The organism is Vibrio chagasii (assembly GCF_002954585.1).
GTDB classification, from domain to species: Bacteria; Pseudomonadota; Gammaproteobacteria; order Enterobacterales; family Vibrionaceae; genus Vibrio; species Vibrio chagasii_A.
The window spans coordinates 117,517-136,321 of the sequence record NZ_MSCI01000004.1 but is presented as its reverse complement, the minus strand read 5'-3'; the positions used below and the strand labels follow the sequence as shown (position 1 = coordinate 136,321).

The window sequence follows — 18,805 nt, the reverse complement described above, 5'->3', positions numbered from 1 at the left end:
GGAAAGCGGCAAGCATACCCTGCAGAGGAAGTGAGATATTATGGTTCTAGGTAAACCTCAAACCGATCCAACATTAGAGTGGTTCCTTTCACACTGTCATATTCATAAGTACCCTTCAAAAAGTACTTTGATCCATGCTGGTGAAAAGGCAGAGACCTTGTACTACATCGTTAAAGGTTCTGTGGCAGTTCTTATTAAAGACGAAGAAGGTAAGGAAATGATTCTTTCTTACCTAAACCAAGGCGACTTCATCGGTGAGCTAGGCTTGTTCGAAGAAGACCAAGAGCGTACAGCTTGGGTTCGTGCTAAATCTCCTTGTGAAGTAGCTGAAATTTCTTTCAAGAAGTTCCGTCAACTTATCCAAGTGAACCCAGACATCCTAATGCGTCTTTCAGCGCAAATGGCAAGCCGCCTACAAGTAACTAGCCAAAAGGTTGGTGACTTAGCGTTCCTTGACGTAACAGGTCGTATCGCTCAAACGCTACTAAACCTAGCGAAACAGCCAGATGCAATGACTCACCCTGACGGCATGCAAATCAAGATCACCCGTCAAGAGATTGGCCAAATCGTTGGTTGTTCTCGTGAGACAGTAGGTCGTATCTTGAAGATGCTAGAAGAGCAGAACCTAATTTCTGCACACGGTAAGACTATCGTGGTATACGGCACTCGTTAATTTCGATTAACTGAGTCAAAAATATGAAAGCCACCAAATGCGAATTTGGTGGCTTTTTCTTTATTGAGAGAAGGTGCGAGATACGAATGGAACACGTGAGGCTCTCGCCTTGTAAACATTCTCAAAGCGAAGCGTACCCGCACCTCTCGAGCAAAGCCCGTGCTCGTACCTTTCGTTACCCGTTGGTGCTTTCGAAGATCTTATCCGCCGATGCAGCAACAAAACCGGTATAAAGCTCACCATTGGCCATCGCATAACGCTTAGCGAACTCATAGAAGCCACCAGGAATCATCTCATTGCCTTCAACGAATGCCACTGGCACTTTATCTGCCATGGTTGATGATTGCTCTAATAACACCTCTGGAGAGCCTTTCACTTCACCACCAGATGCGTTAATCGTAAAGCCAGCATCACTTAGGTAATCATTCACAGCTTGCACTTCATCGAACTTGTTCAGTTGATTGACACTAACTGTGAAGTGGTTAGCACCGTAACCGTGAGCCGCTAACCAAGAGGCGTATTCGCTCTCCTTCGCTAACAGTTGGAAATCAGCGAAGCTCAAATCCCAAAGGCGGCCACCAAATAGGAATTCGTGTCCCTCTAACTTACTTACATCAACCTGCTCAACCAATTTGGCAACGATCTGCTGTAATTCACTAGAACACTCCTCTACCTTCAACTCACTAATGAACACTTTCGGTTGCTTTGGATCTGGGTGTTCGTAGTGTTTAGCCACTAGCTTCTTACTTTCAAACAAGTAATCACCACATGCTTTGTAACCCCGCTCAAGGAAAGGTTTGGCTAATGTTTCAATACCTAGAGGGGCAACATTAAAAGTACGCAATGCAATGTGATCATTGATCAGCGCTTCATCTTCTTTTAGCAAGTGATGTACTTTCTCTGCCGACGGGCAAAGTCTGTGAATGTAATCGTCCCATAGTGATTTAAAGAGTAGATCGGGCGTCATGGTGACTCCTTGTCAGAGGTTCTAGCAAGCTAGTGATTTGGATTAGAAAGGGAGAGACTGAGACACAAAGTCAGCAGCCATCAGCCTGTGACATACTTGTTCTATTATTATCTGCCGCCCAATCTTGATGCTGAGCGTGGTTAAAGTAAGGAAGCGATACGCCGCTTCCTTATCTCATAACTATTGAATAAGCCTTAGCTTAATATCAATCTAAACTACAGTTCGATACCTGGGCTAAATGTTGCTGGCAGCTGAGTTTCACCACCTTCCATTGAAGCCATTGGGTAAGCACAGTAGTCCGCTGCGTAGTAAGCACTTGGACGTAGGTTACCTGACGCACCCGGGCCACCAAATGGTGCATCACCACTTGCGCCTGTTAGCTGGCGGTTACGGTTAACAATACCCGCGCGGATATGGTCAACAAAGTATTCCCACTCAGCATCGTCGGTTGATACCAGACCAGCAGACAGACCAAAGCGAGTGTCGTTAGCTAACTCAACCGCTTGCTCTAGCGATTGATAACGAACCACTTGCAGCAATGGACCGAAGTACTCTTCATCTGGTAGATCAGCAATGTTGGTTGCATCGATAATGCCTGGAGAAACAAATGCTGCTTCGCCCGCTTTTGCTTCCACTAGGCTAATACCACCTAGAGATTGCAGGTTAGCTTGTGCCTCTAGAATAAACTTAGCTGCAGCTTCAGAGATTTGCGGCCCCATAAAAGGAGCTGGTTCAGCGAATGGCTGATCAACACGAATCTTTTGCGTCGCTGCGACCAGTTTGTCGAGTAGCAGATCGCCCTTCTCGCCAACAGGAACATACAGGCGACGAGCACATGTACAACGTTGACCAGCACTGATGAACGCTGATTGAATAATGGTGTATACCGTTGCGTCTGCATCACCGTATTGGTCACTGATCACCATTGGGTTATTGCCACCCATCTCTAGTGCCAGCATCTTGCCTGGTTGACCCGCGAATTGACGGTGAAGGATGTGACCCGTATTAGCACTACCCGTGAATAGCACACCATCAAGACCTTTAGCATCCGCCAGTGCGATACCTGTCTCTTTAGCACCCTGCACTAGGTTGATTACACCCGCAGGAAGACCCGCTTCTTGCCATAGCTTCATCGCAAATTCACCTGTCCAAGGTGTCTGCTCTGAAGGTTTAAATACCACAGTGTTACCCGCTAGCAATGCAGGAACAATATGACCATTAGGTAGGTGGCCCGGGAAGTTGTAAGGACCAAACACCGCCATCACGCCCAACGGACGGTGACGAAGTACAATTTGGTTACCCGCTGCTTCACGTGATGCTTCACCAGTACGGTCGTGGTAAGCACGAATAGAGATAGCGATCTTGCCCGCCATTGCGCCGGCTTCAGTGCGAGTTTCCCATATAGGTTTGCCCGTCTCTTTTGCGATAATCTGCGCGATCTCTTCGCTGTTCTCTTTTACCTTTTCCGCAAACTTCAACACGATCGCTTCACGCTCAGCAAAGCTCAGTTTTTTCCAAACTAGAAATGCTTCGCGAGCCGCTGCCACTGCAGATTCAACCTGTGCCGGTGTTGCACTATCACCCTGCCACACTACTTCGTTGTTGTATGGGCTTACTGATGTCATGGCGTCACCTTGACCTGCCACCCATTGTCCTGCTATCCACTGAGTCATACTTCTATCCTTAAAATCTTCGACAGATAATCACTGCTCTTATTGAGCCAGCATGCGAACGAAATCGCCTTCTTTTACTTCAAGAGCGCTTGCTACTTCAGATGATAAAATCACTGTGTCGCTTGCTTGGTCATACGCACCTTTCGCGGCTACTGCGCGGAAGTTTTCAAACGAGGTATTACCAATTAGGAAGTCTTGAGAGCTAGAGTGCTCTGCAATTTGAACCTGTGCTCGAACGGAGTGACGTACAGATTCGATGTTTCTTAAATCACACTCAACCGTTGGTCCCCCATCAAAGATGTCGACGTAACCACGATTAGTAAAACCTTCACGCTCCAGCAGTTTCAATGCTGGGCGAGTGTTGTCGTGCACTTGACCAATCACCGCCTGAGCTTCTTCACTCAATAGGTTTACATAGATTGGCAGCTTCGGCATAAGATCCGCGATGAAGCCTTTCTTACCAATACCTGTTAGATAATCGGCTAGTGTGAAATCAATCGAGAAAAAATGCTCTTGCAACCATTTCCAAAATGGCGAATTGCCTTCTGCATCTGAGACACCACGCATCTCAGCAAAGATCGTTTTCGAGAAACGCTCTGGGTGCTCAGCCATCAGTAGGAAGCGACACTTAGACATCAATCGACCGTTCAAACCTTTGCGGTAATCAGGACGTAAGAACAACGTACAAATTTCGCTGCAACCTGTGTAGTTATTACCGAAGGTCAACAGCTTAACCACGTTATTCACTTTAAGGCGCTGTGAAGAGTGCACCACTTTACTGATGTGGTACGAGTAAAAAGGTACATCCCAGCCAATTGAAGCTTCGATACCTGTTGTACCAGCGACTTCGCCAGTTTCGGCGTCGAAACCCACCATTAGGTAACCTTCATCACCAGGTTCAGTCACGTCTGCTTTCGCAAAGCTGTATTCAGAGTGGGTAATTCGGTTAGTTAACAATTCTTCGTTAACCGGAAGAGATGTGAATCCATGACCTGATTCAACTGCACAGGTGTGCAGCGCATCGTAATCAGACAGTTTTATTGGGCGAACAACTAGCATCAATATTCCCTCCAGATGCAAAATAGGCCCAAAACCAGAAGTTTGGGCCTTTAGCAGTACGTCATGGGATCGCTCTAGTGGCGATCATTCCTATGACGCCGCTCAGGCTAAACTAGCGTAGCGATTGCTTTGTCTAGTTTTGATAAGCCTTCTTCAATTTCTTGTTTAGTGATAACCAGTGATGGAGTAAAACGAACCACGTTTGCACCCGCAACCAGTACCATCAGACCTTGCTCGCCTGCTGCTACCAATACGTCGCGCGCACGTCCTTGCCATTCGTCATTCAGTGCAGCACCTAACAGTAGGCCTTTACCACGAATCTCACTGAAAATTTGGTATTTATCGTTAATCTTAGTTAGACCATCACGGAATAGCGCTTCGCGCTCTTTCACGCCAGCCAGAATTTCAGGTTGACTAACTACGTCAACTACAGCTTCTGCTACCGCACACGCTAGTGGGTTACCACCGTAAGTAGAACCGTGCGTACCAATCTTAAGGTGTGTTGCCAGTTCAGATGTCGTTAGCATTGCGCCGATAGGGAAACCGCCACCTAGTGACTTCGCCGTGCTTAGGATATCTGGTGTTACACCTAGACCTTGGTAAGCATAGAAATCACCAGTACGACCATTACCTGTTTGCACTTCATCAAAAATCAGCAGTGCATTGTGTTTGTCACACAGTTCACGAACCGTATTCACGAATTCAGCCGTTGGAGCAATGATACCGCCCTCGCCTTGCAGAGGTTCCATCATGATTGCACAAGTGCGATCAGAGATATGCGCTTCTAGAGCCGCAATATCGTTGTAAGGCAGGTGAGTTACATCGCCAGGTTTAGGACCGAAGCCATCAGAGTAAGCCTCTTGACCACCAACGGTTACAGTAAAGAAAGTACGACCGTGGAAACCTTGTTTGAATGCAATGATTTCAGATTTCTCAGGACCGTGAACATCCGCTGCCCAACGACGAGCTAGCTTAAGTGCTGCTTCATTCGCTTCTGCGCCAGAGTTCGCAAAGAATACTTTGTCTGCAAAACATACGTCAGTTAGCTTCTTCGCTAGACGCAGTGCAGGTTCGTTGGTCATTACATTACTTAGGTGCCAAATCTTGTTTGCTTGCTCAGTAACGGCATTCACCATTGCTGGGTGACAGTGACCCAAACAGCTCACAGCAATACCACCAGCAAAGTCGATATACTCTCGGCCTTGTTGGTCCCATACACGTGCGCCTTCCCCTTTTACCGGGATCATTTCCATTGGGTTATAACAAGGCACCATCACCTCATTAAATAGACTACGTTCTACATTATTTTCCACTGTCATCGTACATTCCTTCTCGATACCGCAAGCTTCGCAAATAAGCGTAATGATTCATAAGTGAGACGAAAAAATTTTGTCTCGCTACAATCCCGCTGCAGCATTATATTTACATTTAATTAACGTTTTCAATAGTGGATTATTCTTTAGCCATCCCTCACAACCAGCTAAACCTCACTACCTATGACTATTTATGCATCAATCAACCTGTTTTATGAAGCTTTTTTTACGTATACGCCTATCCTGCAAAGGCAAAGCCTTACTGGCACAGCGGTATATTGGGTTCAAAAGGAAATACGGCGAATAACTTTGCATAGGCTAAAAACTTAGCCTGATGAGGAAGAAATGTTATAAAAAGTGATCGGCGTCAGAAGGATCGAGCTCGGTAAAACTCGAATTAAAACGTATAACGAAGGAGTTCGCAGGTTAAGCTCACCTATTTAGGAGAGTAAAACGCCTGCTTTAAACACTTAACGTGCTAAAAAGTTAGCCAGAAGTTGGTGCCCTTGCTCTGTTTTAATCGATTCAGGGTGGAACTGAACCGCATCAATTGGCAAGGTTTTGTGTTGATAGCCCATGATCTCATCCATACTGCCATCTTCAAGCTCTGTCCAAGAAGTCAGTTCAAAGCAATCTGGTAGTGTGCCGTTTTTCACCACAAGGGAGTGATAACGCGTGACGGTTAGTGGGTTATTTAGCCCTTGGAAAACGCTCTTACCATTGTGGCGTATTGGTGAGGTTTTACCGTGCATCACTTGTCTGGCTCTCACCACTTCACCGCCAAACACCTGAGCAATGGCTTGATGGCCAAGACACACACCTAAGATCGGCAACTTGCCAACAAAGTGTTCTATGACTTGTAGAGAGATACCCGCATCATCCGGCGTACAAGGACCCGGGGAGATCACAAGATGACTAGGATTAAGCGCTTCAATACCCGCAATATCAATTTCATCGTTGCGTACAACTTTTACAGTTACCCCTAACTCACAGAAATACTGATATAAGTTATAGGTAAAAGAGTCGTAGTTATCGATGATAAGTAACATGGGTGAAATCGTTTGCTAAATACTAAATGATTGGGAGATATAGGGGCGGTATTGTGCAATACCTATAGCGAAAGGCAAGTGGAAACTGCATTTCACCAATAATTAAGGCCAACCTAAGTTGACCTTAATTGTTTACAGATAACTGTCAATTACCCGCATTCGGTGACGTGTACTCACTTTCACCGTTAGCAGTAAAGCTGATTCGCTCACTACTTACGACGGCGCCACATCGCTAAGCCAAACAGTGACATCAACGCGCCAAAGCCAAACGAACCACCGACTTTTAGCTCAAGAACCGCTGGATCATGATCCGATGAACGGAAGTGGTCTTGGTACTTAGGTAGGTCGCCTTTGTACTCTTCGTTGTAGTCAAACAACGTCGATTCACCACCATTGATATGCCAATCGGTCGCACCCACCACCATATCTTTCAAGCTCTCGCTCACCAATAAGTGGTCTAACGCACCCACTTCATCGTTATATGAATAGCTCCAGCTGTCTGGGTGCTTCTGCGCGACCGCATTAACATAGCCGTAGTTCTTAGTAATCACAGCACCGTTATCACCAAACTGCTCAACGCCATTAATGTAAGTGTTACGCGCCGCTTTGATCTGCTTACCGTACTTCTCTTCAGAGTAATCTGTCAGTATCAGCATTGGATCTTCCATGCCATAGGAGTTCATATCACCCAGAATTACTTTGTGGCCTTCAATACCATCGAGAGCTTCGCCCAGCGCAACCGCCGCTGCAACACGGAAGTTCTCACATGAACCTTGCTTATCAGCATCTACACCACCTTGACCGCCTTGCTCAACAGGGGCAGCATCTTCCCAACACTTAGAACCTTTCGATTTAAAGTGGTTAATCGCTACAGTCAGTTTCTCTTTGGTGCCCTTCACCTTAAAGGTTGGCGCCAATGAGTCACGTTGGTAGTTCTTACCATCTTCAATCACCTTACCTGAATCGTCTAACACCTCTGGTGCTTGCTGGCTTGGCATCGCGATAACACGGCTGTCTTTAAGCTTAACCACCTTCTTACGGTAGATAACGCCCGTAGTAATCACATCAGTGCCGATCGAGTCCATTTCGTCGGTAACTCCATCTTCATTAGAGTCGACAGCAACAAAGGTGTAACGGTCTTTCTTATGCTCAATACGATCGTTCAGTTGATTCACAAGCTGTTGAATTGCCGAACCTTCACCAAAGCCGTTGTTCTCAATTTCCATCAAGCCAATGATGTCAGCATCCAAGCGAAGAATCGCGTTTACAATCTTCTCTTGTTGCACTTCAAACTCAGTGATGGTGTTTGCACCACGGTTGTTACCATGCTGGTTCGCATCACCGCCAAATGGAGAGTTGAAGTAGTTCAGTACATTAAAGGTCGCAATACGTAAGTCGCCTTCATCCATATCTGGTTTGTCGGTACGTGGGTCGTTGCGAACGAAGTTTTCAGCGGTGATCTGGTTAGTCGTGATCAGGCGGTATTCACCATAGCTGTAGGTCAACACGCCCTCTAGACCAACAATAGTGTCATCAATACGGATATAGTCTTCCGTTGAGCCATCTTGGTCGATGTCGGTACGGCCAAAGTCTGGGTAGAAAGGTACTTGTCCATCACCCGCTTTTTGGTCAGTCTCTACGAAAAGACGACGGTCAGCATTGTCTTCCGTTTGCTGTTTCGCTTCATCAGAACCCGCTGCGAAAAGTTGGTTTGGTTGCATGTTGATACGCTCATGCGCCAAAACCATGTTGTTACGACGACCAGCATAGTCATAACCGAAGGTACGCGTTACACGCATATCTAGTGCTTCGGTTGTTTTCACCAACATGCCTTCGTAGCGCTCAAGTGTCGCAGTGAAGTTCTCATCGGTGTCTAATACTTCAATGGCTGTCGCTTCAGGCGCGTCCTGCTCGCCTTGTTTTAACCACTGATTGTTTTCAACTTTAAGCTGAGTGTGGCTGTAGTATTCTTGTACTTTACCTTTAACACACACCACATCGCCTGCAGCTAATTCAGAGCTAGATTGATTGGTATGAACAAATAGACCTTCAGAAGTGCTTGAGTTGAAATCATCCTCAAGAGCTTGCAGGTAGAAACCTTTAGTGAGGCCGGTAGTAACTGCGCTTACCACTCCTTTTACGAAATACTCATCGTCGGTGATGTACGGGTAGCCATCGATGAACGGCGATGTTGCGCCCTCACCTTGGATTTCTTGAATGGTGGTGAATACTGGAGCAGCGCCGTCTTGCGTACAAGCAAAGGCGTCTGGCAACTCAACATTATCTAGAGAACCTAGACCTTCAATGCTGTCTTTCGGTAGCGATACCCATTGTGAAGCATCAAACGTCGCCGATGGGGTTTGTTCAGCACGAACCAAGGTAACATCTTTACCCCAGTCGACATCGCCCATCACGCCAATCATGTCCAGCACGCTTGAGTCTGCATTCAAGATAGCCAACGGGTCATCACCATTGTGATTAGCCAATGAAGCATTAAGAATGTCAGCGACCGCTTTAATCTCATCGCTTGCACTGCTATGCGCAACAACAAGTACCTCACCAGGCGCTAAAACGTGGCCATCTAAAGGTAAAGTGGCGCCCCATGATCCGTTGCCATTCGCTGATTTAGCCAGTGAATAACCATCTAAATTAATGCTGCTGTCGCCGTTATTGGCGATCTCAACCGCTTTGTTGTAGCTGCCGCCTTCCACGTATTGTGAAATAAACAAATCAGCGTGTGCACTTGTCGTTAACAAGCTACCAATTGCCACTGCTAGCAATGAAGGTTTGTGTAAAAGAGCCATCCGTTTCACCTGAGTTCATCGATTTATAATTACTGCCATCTATGGGCAGTCATGTATTTTGTGGTAACTATCAGGTTTATTTATGAAAGGAATAAGTCAGTTGGCAAGAAAATGAGGAACTTATCACTTTGGAATCATCAATTGTTTGGCACGCAATATATTTCCAACACAAATAGAAATGAGTGAAAATTTATAAAACCAAAACTCATTTAATAAGATATTCTGCACAACATAGATGTTACAGATGTGTTAGCCATTACATGCGTAAATCATCAATTAAAACAGCACGATTGTTGGGAAGCCTTAACTAGCGGGTACTAAAAAGCCCAAAGTAAACGCAGTCACTTTGGGCTTAGATTTTATAGCGGAAGGTGTTGAGTCACCCTATGGGCGAGTTACAAAACCTACTGCTTCGTATGCTTTCTTCAGCGTTACTGCTGCGCGCTCAGAAGCTTTTTCTGCGCCCGCTTTCATTACTGCGTCCATGTAGGCACGGTCAGCACGGATACGGTGGTATTCCGCTTGAATCGGCTCAAGCATCTCAACAATCGCTGCACCCACATCTTTCTTGAACGGGCCGTACATTTCAACGCCTTGGTACTGCGCTTCAATCTCTTCGAATGTTTTACCTGTTGCTGCCGAGTAAAGGCCCATCAGGTTAGAGATACCCGCTTTGTTTTCCCAATCATGAGCAATGCGTGGTGGTGTTTCTGCATCCGTTTGCGCTTTGTTGATCTTCTTGATGATCGACTTTGGCTCTTCTAGCAGAGTAATCACGTTCTTACGGTTGTCGTCCGACTTAGACATCTTCTTCGTTGCATCTTGCAGGCTCATTACACGTGCATTCACTGTTGGGATGTACGGTTCTGGCACTTCGAAGATTGGCTGTTCTGGCGAGTAGATGTTGTTGAAGCGAGTTGCGATATCACGCGCTAACTCTAGGTGTTGTTTCTGGTCGCTACCTACAGGTACTTGGTGAGCACCGTAAAGCAGGATGTCCGCAGCCATCAGTACCGGGTAATCAAACAGACCTACGTTCACGTCGTTTGAGTGACGTGCAGATTTGTCTTTAAACTGAGTCATACGGCTCAGTTCACCCATTTGTGTGTAACAGTTAAGAAGCCAACCAAGTTGAGCATGCTCTGGTACGTGAGACTGAACAAATAGCGTGCTCTTCTTTGGATCAACACCGACAGCAAGACAGATAGCTAGTGCGTCTAGAGTCGCTTCATGCAGTGCTTTCGGATCTTGGCGAACCGTAATTGCGTGAAGGTCTACCACACAGTATTGGCAATCGTAGTCATCTTGCATCTGTTGCCATTGACGTAGAGCACCCAAGTAGTTACCGATACTTAGTTCACCAGATGGTTGAACACCACTCAATACGATGGGCTTGCTCATGGTTTTAATTCCTTTGCTTATTCGCTAAGTCAATTGATGGCTTAGCTTCTTAACTTAAATATAGAAAAGCCGCACAGCTCTTTCTGCGCGGCTCATCCAGTGTACTCATTGATAAGTATTTTGCTAGTGGGTTAGCTAACTTTTGTCCGCTTTATGCAGAAACTAGAACGACATCGAGCAATTGCGCGACATTATCTGCCACATAGTCAGGGTTTGATGCTGAAATAGGCTCACCGTGGTTGTAGCCGTAAGTCAGGCCAAACGAGTGACACCCCGCGTTCTTTGCCGCTTTAATATCGTTGCTTGAGTCGCCAACCATTAGCATCTCTTCTGCTTTCACATTGTGCTTTTCTAGCAACCAGTTTAGCGCTACTGGGTTCGGTTTTTTCTCTGGGAAAGAGTCACCGCCAAGTACATCTACAAAGTACTTATCGATACCGTGTTGCGCTAGTACGTCTGGCACAAACTTCGATGGCTTGTTAGTTACCAATGCCATAGTAAAGCCCGCTTTGTGCAGCTCTGCCAGCGTCTCTTTTACTGATGGGTAAAGGTGGCTCAGCTTATGACCACCCTGCTCGTAGAAGTCATCAAACAAGATACGCGCTTTTTTCAGTAGCTCTGGCTCTAAGCTTGGGTCCACAGTTAGGTTGCGGCTTAATGAACGACCGATAAGCACGTCAGCACCGTTACCTACATAATCACGAACTTGTTCTTCACTCACTGAAGGGAAGCCTAGCTCCTGACAAGCTTGGTCAGCAGCTACTGCCAAATCAGGCACGCTGTCTAACAAGGTTCCATCCAAATCAAAGGCGATCAGTTTTATTGAGCTTAATGACATCTTACTTTCCTATTAATTATATTCGTCTCATGTGTTGAGCTATAAGACGTAAAAAAGGGGCTAATCAGCCCCCTTAATCTAAATTTTTTGATTTTAGGTCAACTGACCCTAGTTCTACTTTTATGCGTTTACTTTTGCAAGCTCTGCACGCATCTCATCAATCACTTCTTTGTAATCTGGTTGATTGAAGATAGCTGAGCCAGCAACGAACATATCTGCGCCCGCTTCTGCGATTTCACGAATATTATCAACCTTTACACCACCGTCGATCTCTAGGCGAATATCACGACCAGACTCGTCAATCAGCTTACGAACTGCGCGCAGCTTATCAAGCGTGTGAGGAATGAAAGATTGGCCGCCGAAACCTGGGTTCACAGACATCAATAGAATCATGTCTACTTTGTCCATGATGTAATCTAGGCAAGATAGTGGTGTTGCAGGGTTTAGAACCACGCCCGCTTTACAGCCGTGCTCTTTGATCAGCTGTAGAGTACGATCGATGTGCTCTGATGCTTCTACGTGGAAGGTAATCATCGATGCGCCAGCTTTTGCAAACTCAGGCACGATGTTATCAACCGGCTTCACCATTAGGTGAACATCGATTGGAGCAGTAATACCGTAGTCACGCAGTGCTTTACAGATAGGCGCGCCAAAAGTCAGGTTAGGTACGTAGTGGTTATCCATCACATCAAAGTGCACAACGTCGGCACCGGCTGCGAGTACTTTTTCAACGTCTTCACCAAGACGAGCAAAATCTGCAGACAAAATTGATGGAGCGATTAGAAAATCTTTCATACCAAACCTCTTAAGAGTAAGTAAATTGCGAGTTCACCGCCTTGGTGGCACCTCATACGCATACAAGATTCAACCCCAAGACTATTTGGTGTGCAATTCTACCTAAGCACCTAGGCAGATCCTAGCAGTTCGAAAGATTAGTTTAAGAAAGTACCTGTTGGTCACTCAATTTGAGGTGTTCGAGGTTATTCTGCTGCAGCGTGTTGCTGGTTTTTATCTTGATGGAACAGCGCCAAAAGCTCATCCACTTTATTACGACCAGCGCCATTTCGGCTGATGGTGCGTTTCACCTTTACCACGTTCAATTCTGCACCATGATACAAGCGACGCGTTAATGTCGTGTCGTGATTAGAAATCAAAACAGGGATGCCGCGTTCTGTCGCCGCTTTTTCAGCAACGTCAGCCAGTGCTGCTTGATCATCTAAGCTGAAGCCATTGCCTGCGTAAGAGGTAAAGTTAGCGGTATTTGACAGCGGTGCGTACGGCGGATCGCAGTAAACCACGCAACCTTTACGGGCACGGCTAAAAGTCTCATGGTATCCCTCACACACGAAGGTGGCCTTTTTCGCTTTCTCAGCAAAAAACTCCAGCTCAGCTTCTGGGAAGTAAGGTTTTTTGTAAGAACCAAACGGAACGTTAAAACCGCCTTTCTTGTTGTAGCGACATAGACCATTGAAGCCAAATCGGTTCATGTACAAGAAAGCAAGTGAGCGATACATAACATTGTCAGTATCGTTGAACTGAGCTCGAATATCTAAGAAAGCTTCTTTGCGGTTGTTCTCAGGGCAGAACCAACGCTTTGCTTCCGCAATGTAGGTCTCAGGGTCGGTTTTAAGTAGGTTGTACAGGTTGATAAGATCGGGATTGATGTCAGCCAGCAGGTACTGTTCGTAGTCTGTGTTCAAAAACACAGAACCAGCACCAACAAATGGTTCTACCAATTTACGAGCAGGTGGCAGGTGACGTTGGATGTCTTCAACTAGGCCATATTTACCACCAGCCCATTTTAGAAAGGCACGCTGCTTTTTCATTTACTGCTCTATCTATCAACACAAAAATACGGCTGCGGAATGTAACATATTTTGAGACTAAGCTCAGGGTTATTTCGCACGTTCTATCTCTCGATGCACTTGATTCATCGATTTTGCCCAAGGTTCTAACTGTTGAAGTGGTTTTGAGAGTGTACTTACCGCATCTCGCGCCACCTGAATCGTTGGGTAATCTTGGTAAGTGATGATAAACCACTTGGTATCGTTACGCAGAGTTGGGTAAATACGAACCTTGTTCTCTAGGTCATATTCTTCGATGAAAGATTGCACGTCCTCCAGTGAAGTCATCGCACTCAGCTGTAAGGTGTACGCTCGCGGTGAGATAGCTTGTAGCTCCTCACGAGAAAACGAGAAGGTGATCTTCTTAGTCGGAGGCGTTGATTCGGTTAAGTCTGACTCTTCATTAGCTGGAGCAACCGCTTCAGCGTCAGCCTGTGAATTAGCCTCTACTTGAGTGTTCTCTTCAACCGCAGCATCAATGGCACTGGTATCAGCACTCTGAGCTTTATCATCCAGTAGAGCATCAACCACATCCGAAGTAATCACGACACGCTGTTGGTCTTGCTCAACCTCACCTACGCTAGCCGTCTCTTCCACCACAACCGGTGGCAAAGATGAACTGTCATCATCAGCGCCTTGATAACTGATATCAGTTGACGTTTCAGTGTCTACCACTCCCTCAACACCAGCTTGTTCTGAGCCACTGTCCACTTCAAAGGTTGGAATAGCAGTCTGCTCGATTGGTGCGATCAGAGATTGCGCTTTGTCATCCGGGGTCGGTTGGCTGAACATCCACCAATAACCACCACCAATTAACAACAGCAACAGGGCTACCACAATCGCGATATTGATTGGTGAGCCAATGATTGAGCGAATAATAATCCTTTTTTCCACTTTCAATTCTCCTAAAGCCATTAACTCGCCAGGCAGAGGTTGCGCTTTGTTAAACGCACGTCGCACACGAGTTTCAGACTCATCATCCACATATCGAATCACCAGTGATTCAAAGAAATGTTCAGCTTCTGGTTGCGAAAGGTCATCGATCTCAAGATCGATAGGCTTGTGTTGTTGGCCGTAACTTAGACGTGTGAGTAAGGTATCTAGGTGACCAATTTCTGAGAAAAGAACGACATTGATCGTCCATTGGGGATTAGCTTGAGCTTCCAGTACCAACATCCATAGTTCGGATACCAATAGCTCAGAGAGTCGGTGGGCATCATCGACAACGATAACCACGCTGCACGGCTCACCATCCAGCAACCTTGCTAGGCTATCAGATAAGGAGTCATGTTGATTAAATAGCGGATCAGAAACAATTTGGCTAAGAATAAGCGCGCGGCGTTGTTGGTCGTCTTGGCTTGGATGACAAAGCAGTAAACACTGATTTTTTTCTGTCGCCCACGCTTCGAGATAACGCTGTGCTAACCAAGAACGGCCAGAGCCAGGTTTACCAGCCACCGTTACTAGATTTGAACCAAAGTTAGTCAAAAGCTGTAAGCGCTCTAGCAGCTCAACTTGAGACTCTAACTCTAATACTCTTAATTCATGAGCCAAACTCATTGCGGATCCCTACTGATTAGATCGATCAGTAAAACGCTTCAGTTGCCTAGAGTTTAACTAGGCAACCTCACAACCAAATTTAAAGAGTACGGCAGAAATCAATCGCTTGTTTAATGATGTCCTGAGGCACATCAGCAACCACTTCAGCAGTACCAATACTTGTTGGCAATACCAGACGTAATTGACCAGACAGCACTTTCTTATCACGCATCATGTGCGTCATAAAGTCTTCAAAAGACATGCTTTCTGGCGTATGAACTGGCAGTTTCGCATTCTTGAGTATAGAAATAATTCTCTCAAGCTGCTGCTGAGTGATCAGTCCCTGTAACTGAGCCGTTTTCGCTGCCATTACAGTACCTGAAGACACAGCTTCACCATGTAGCCAATTACCATAGCCTAGTTCTGCTTCGATCGCATGACCAAATGTATGACCTAGGTTCAATAACGCTCTGATTCCTGACTCTTTTTCATCTAAAGCAACCACTTCAGCCTTAATTGCACAACAACGAGCAATTGCAGTAATCAGTGCTTGTTCATCAAGTTGATAAAGTTTCTCTAGATTCTGCTCCAACCAATCAAAGAAGGCTTCATCGTAAATGATGCCGTATTTGATGACTTCAGCAATGCCCGCTGCAAACTCACGCTCAGGAAGCGTTGATAAACAGTTGGTATCGATGATCACAGATTTTGGTTGGTAGAATGCACCGATCATGTTCTTACCAAGAGGATGGTTTACTGCGGTTTTGCCACCAACAGAAGAGTCCACTTGAGAAAGAAGCGTTGTCGGGATTTGAATGAAATCAATACCACGCTGGTAACAAGATGCAGCAAAACCGACCAAATCACCGATAACACCACCACCTAAAGCAATTACCACCACATCTCGGCTGTAATTTCCTTCAAGCATGTAGCTCATCACTGAATTGAACGTTTCAAGCGTTTTGTATTGCTCACCATCAGGTAACTCTAGAAGAGATGTCTGACAGCCAACTTGATCCAGTAGAGATAGAATTTTATCAGCGTAAAGAGGCGCTACTGTCACATTACTGATAACAACAACTTTCTGCTTGCCTGATAAAAAAGAAAGGTACGCCGGGTCGTCAAATAACCCGGCGCCAATAGAGATAGGGTAGCTACGCTCAGCTAGATTGACCGTAATCCGTTCCATGGGTTTGCTCTCCGAAAAAATGAACTTAACGTTCTTCTAGCATTTTTACGATCTGGTTGGCTACCACTTTTGCACTTTGGTCGTCAGTACGAACTGTGTAGTCCGCCACTTCTTCGTATAGTGCGTTGCGAGATACAGCTAGATCTTCTAGCACATCACGCGGGTTGTCTGTTTGAAGTAGAGGGCGTTTCTTGTCGCGGTTTGTGCGAGCAAGTTGCTTTTCAATTGTTGTCTCTAGGTATACAACAATGCCTCGTGCAGATAGACGGTTACGGTTTTCTTTGCTCATCACTGAACCACCGCCTGTCGCTAGAACAATACCTTGCTCTTCAGTCAGATCGTTGATTACAGATTCTTCGCGCTTACGGAAACCTTCTTCGCCCTCAACATCAAAAACCCATGCGATGTCTGCGCCAGTGCGCTCTTCGATCACAGTGTCAGAGTCTAGAAACTCCATATGAAGTTGGGAAGCTAGGTGTCTACCAATTGTACTTTTGCCGGCGCCCATTGGGCCAACAAGAAAAATATTGCGTTTCTCAGCCATGTTTTTAGCAGTAATTTACAACGTTAATTCAATGACATCGCCACAAGGTAGGTCAGTACAAGTACTGAAATTAAAAGGCCCGTGGCACCGATTCCTCACAGATAATTCGTGATAAGACCCGAAATTATCAAGGTTAGGTGCCACTAATGCAACTTTATTTTTAATCTAATTGTACGTTACTGAATCACAACTTTAGGTGTAACAAAGATAAGCAGTTCACTTTTACCCACATTTTCGTAGCTGCGACGGAACAATGCACCCAATAAAGGAAGGTCTCCTAACAGAGGAACTTTATCGACTGTACTACTGACACTGTGTTGAAATATTCCACCAAGAACAACGGTTTCACCATTATTAACAAGCACTTGCGTACCTATTCTTTGGGTGTCTATCGCGACCGCTTCCCCCGTTCCAGTTTTCACCACTTGCCCAGGTCTATCTTGAGTCACACTCAGATCCAGAACCAAGCGATTGTCTGGCGTGATTTGAGGGGTAACTTTCAAACTCAGCACGGCTTTCTTAAATGCGACGGACGTTGCACCACTCGAAGAGGACTCTAAGTAAGGAATTTCAGTACCTTGCTCAATGTAAGCCGGCTTTTTATTAGTGGTAATTAAGCGTGGGCTAGAGATGATCTCCGCCTTAGACTCTTGTTGCAGGGCTGATAACTCAAGATCGAGCAGCGTATCTGAGCCAAGCTTGGCTACCTGAAACGCAATACTCGAGGCATTTGGCGATGTCGCGGCCAAATTCACGTTAAGGTAGTCATCAATCACGTTGCTGCTATCGCCGTCATAAGGTGGAATGGCTGATGGGTGATTCCCCTCGATTGAGCCGCCAACGGTGAAGCTTCCGTTGGTCGATGAAACGCCCCAACGCACGCCGAGTTCATCAAGGTTACCTTCGGTGACGGTAACAATGCGCGCCTCTATCTGTACTTGCTTCACTGGAATATCTAACGACTCAATAATGCCGCGGATCACCGCAATGTTCTCTTCCAACTCGCGAATCAACAAAGAGTTAGTACGTTCATCTATGGTAATTGAGCCGCGATCAGACAGCATACTCACCGCCCCTTCACCGCCAATCATGTCGGCAATATCGGTAGCTTTGGCAAAGTTAACCTTGATGATTTCTGATTTAAGCTCCCCAAGTTCTTCTTCTAGGCGAGATTTTTCGAGCGCTTGCTGTTCTCTCAGATCCAGTTCTGCTTTGGGAGCGACCAAGATAACGTTGCCATCAACACGCTTATCCAAGCCCTTAACTTGCAAGATAATGTCGAGAACTTGCTGCCAAGGAACACCATCCAAACGTAGCGTCAGGTTACCCGCGACCGAGTCTGATACCACCAAGTTGAACTCATTGTAGTCAGCAATCAACTGAAGGACATTTCGAACTGGGATATCTTGGAAGTTAATCGATATCAGCTTACCTTCTTTTTCAAGTACGCTTTTCTCCGTCGCAACTTCTTCAATTGTAGGCTTGCTGATCACCACCTCGATAAAGCGCCCCTTGAGGTCATATTCGTATTGATAGTCACTGTTAATCGTTGCCAGCAAGCGAGTGCTTGGTGTCTCTTTGTATACTTCAATACCCTCAACCAAAGTCGCGAAATCTTTGACGTCCAGGAGGTAGAGCTTGTCATCATCCACTTCTGTATTGATAAGTTCGATGCTCAAGCCTTCTTGTGCTCGCTGAACATCAACGACCGCGCTACTGGTTGCTAGCTCAATGATAATGACAGCGTCTTTATCCTTGTTAACTCTAAAATCAATGTTCTCTAATTTATTGGACGAGCTCTCTGCGTAACCGAAGACGCTAAAAACCAACATCACAGACACAGCAAAACCTTGTAGAGCTTTGCTCACTAATCCACTTATTCCTTTATTCATATTTACATCTCATATCCACA

15 protein-coding genes are annotated in these 18,805 nt (G+C 45.8%); 1 reads left to right on the top strand and 14 read right to left on the bottom strand.

The features are described 5' to 3' along the window. Positions 1-40 precede the first annotated feature (40 nt). Complete coding sequence (crp, locus tag BTO10_RS22085; protein WP_004410522.1) at positions 41-673, top strand: cAMP-activated global transcriptional regulator CRP; 633 nt, start codon at positions 41-43, stop codon at positions 671-673. Positions 674-848: 175 nt separating this feature from the next. Here crp and BTO10_RS22080 read toward each other — a convergent pair whose 3' ends face one another. The 14 genes from BTO10_RS22080 to BTO10_RS22015 all read right to left on the bottom strand — a co-directional run bounded on the left by BTO10_RS22080 (position 849) and on the right by BTO10_RS22015 (position 18,785). Continuing rightward, positions 849-1,640 carry a DUF1338 domain-containing protein gene (locus tag BTO10_RS22080; protein ID WP_105025840.1) on the bottom strand — a complete coding sequence of 264 codons (792 nt, stop codon included), beginning with the start codon at positions 1,638-1,640 and terminating at the stop codon, positions 849-851. Between the two features lie 215 nt (positions 1,641-1,855). Continuing rightward, positions 1,856-3,313 (bottom strand): succinylglutamate-semialdehyde dehydrogenase, encoded by a 1,458-nt coding sequence (astD, locus tag BTO10_RS22075; protein ID WP_105025839.1) that lies wholly within the window; start codon positions 3,311-3,313, stop codon positions 1,856-1,858. A 39-nt stretch (positions 3,314-3,352) separates the two neighbouring features. Continuing rightward, positions 3,353-4,372 carry an arginine N-succinyltransferase gene (astA, locus tag BTO10_RS22070; protein WP_105025838.1) on the bottom strand — a complete coding sequence of 340 codons (1,020 nt, stop codon included), beginning with the start codon at positions 4,370-4,372 and terminating at the stop codon, positions 3,353-3,355. 107 nt (positions 4,373-4,479) lie between these two features. Beyond that, the gene (locus BTO10_RS22065) at positions 4,480-5,691 is read right to left on the bottom strand and encodes an aspartate aminotransferase family protein (RefSeq protein ID WP_105025837.1); all 1,212 of its coding nucleotides are present in this window, start codon (positions 5,689-5,691) and stop codon (positions 4,480-4,482) included. Positions 5,692-6,155: 464 nt separating this feature from the next. After that, positions 6,156-6,734, bottom strand: coding sequence for an aminodeoxychorismate/anthranilate synthase component II (locus BTO10_RS22060; RefSeq protein WP_102425085.1), 579 nt, complete (start codon positions 6,732-6,734; stop codon positions 6,156-6,158). A gap of 209 nt (positions 6,735-6,943) precedes the next feature. Next, entirely contained in the window at positions 6,944-9,538 is a 2,595-nt protein-coding gene (locus BTO10_RS22055) for an ExeM/NucH family extracellular endonuclease (RefSeq protein ID WP_105025836.1), read from the bottom strand. A gap of 384 nt (positions 9,539-9,922) precedes the next feature. Next, positions 9,923-10,939 carry a tryptophan--tRNA ligase gene (gene trpS, locus BTO10_RS22050; protein WP_004737171.1) on the bottom strand — a complete coding sequence of 339 codons (1,017 nt, stop codon included), beginning with the start codon at positions 10,937-10,939 and terminating at the stop codon, positions 9,923-9,925. Between the two features lie 151 nt (positions 10,940-11,090). Then, positions 11,091-11,777, bottom strand: coding sequence for a phosphoglycolate phosphatase (locus BTO10_RS22045; RefSeq protein WP_061033626.1), 687 nt, complete (start codon positions 11,775-11,777; stop codon positions 11,091-11,093). 120 nt (positions 11,778-11,897) lie between these two features. Beyond that, on the bottom strand, positions 11,898-12,572 hold the full coding sequence (rpe, locus tag BTO10_RS22040) for a ribulose-phosphate 3-epimerase (protein ID WP_008222304.1): 675 nt from the start codon (positions 12,570-12,572) through the stop codon (positions 11,898-11,900). Between the two features lie 185 nt (positions 12,573-12,757). Next, positions 12,758-13,603 carry a Dam family site-specific DNA-(adenine-N6)-methyltransferase gene (locus tag BTO10_RS22035; protein WP_004737168.1) on the bottom strand — a complete coding sequence of 282 codons (846 nt, stop codon included), beginning with the start codon at positions 13,601-13,603 and terminating at the stop codon, positions 12,758-12,760. Positions 13,604-13,672: 69 nt separating this feature from the next. Beyond that, positions 13,673-15,181, bottom strand: coding sequence for an SPOR domain-containing protein (locus tag BTO10_RS22030; RefSeq protein ID WP_105025835.1), 1,509 nt, complete (start codon positions 15,179-15,181; stop codon positions 13,673-13,675). 79 nt (positions 15,182-15,260) lie between these two features. Then, positions 15,261-16,349: a 3-dehydroquinate synthase gene (gene aroB, locus BTO10_RS22025; RefSeq protein WP_004737166.1), complete on the bottom strand. Its 1,089-nt coding sequence runs from the start codon at positions 16,347-16,349 to the stop codon at positions 15,261-15,263. 25 nt (positions 16,350-16,374) lie between these two features. Then, a complete protein-coding gene (gene aroK / locus BTO10_RS22020) occupies positions 16,375-16,893 on the bottom strand; it encodes a shikimate kinase AroK (protein ID WP_004737165.1) in 519 nt (172 codons plus the stop codon). Positions 16,894-17,069: 176 nt separating this feature from the next. Then, on the bottom strand, positions 17,070-18,785 hold the full coding sequence (locus BTO10_RS22015; RefSeq protein WP_105025834.1) for a type IV pilus secretin PilQ: 1,716 nt from the start codon (positions 18,783-18,785) through the stop codon (positions 17,070-17,072). Between the last annotated feature and the right edge of the window lie 20 nt (positions 18,786-18,805).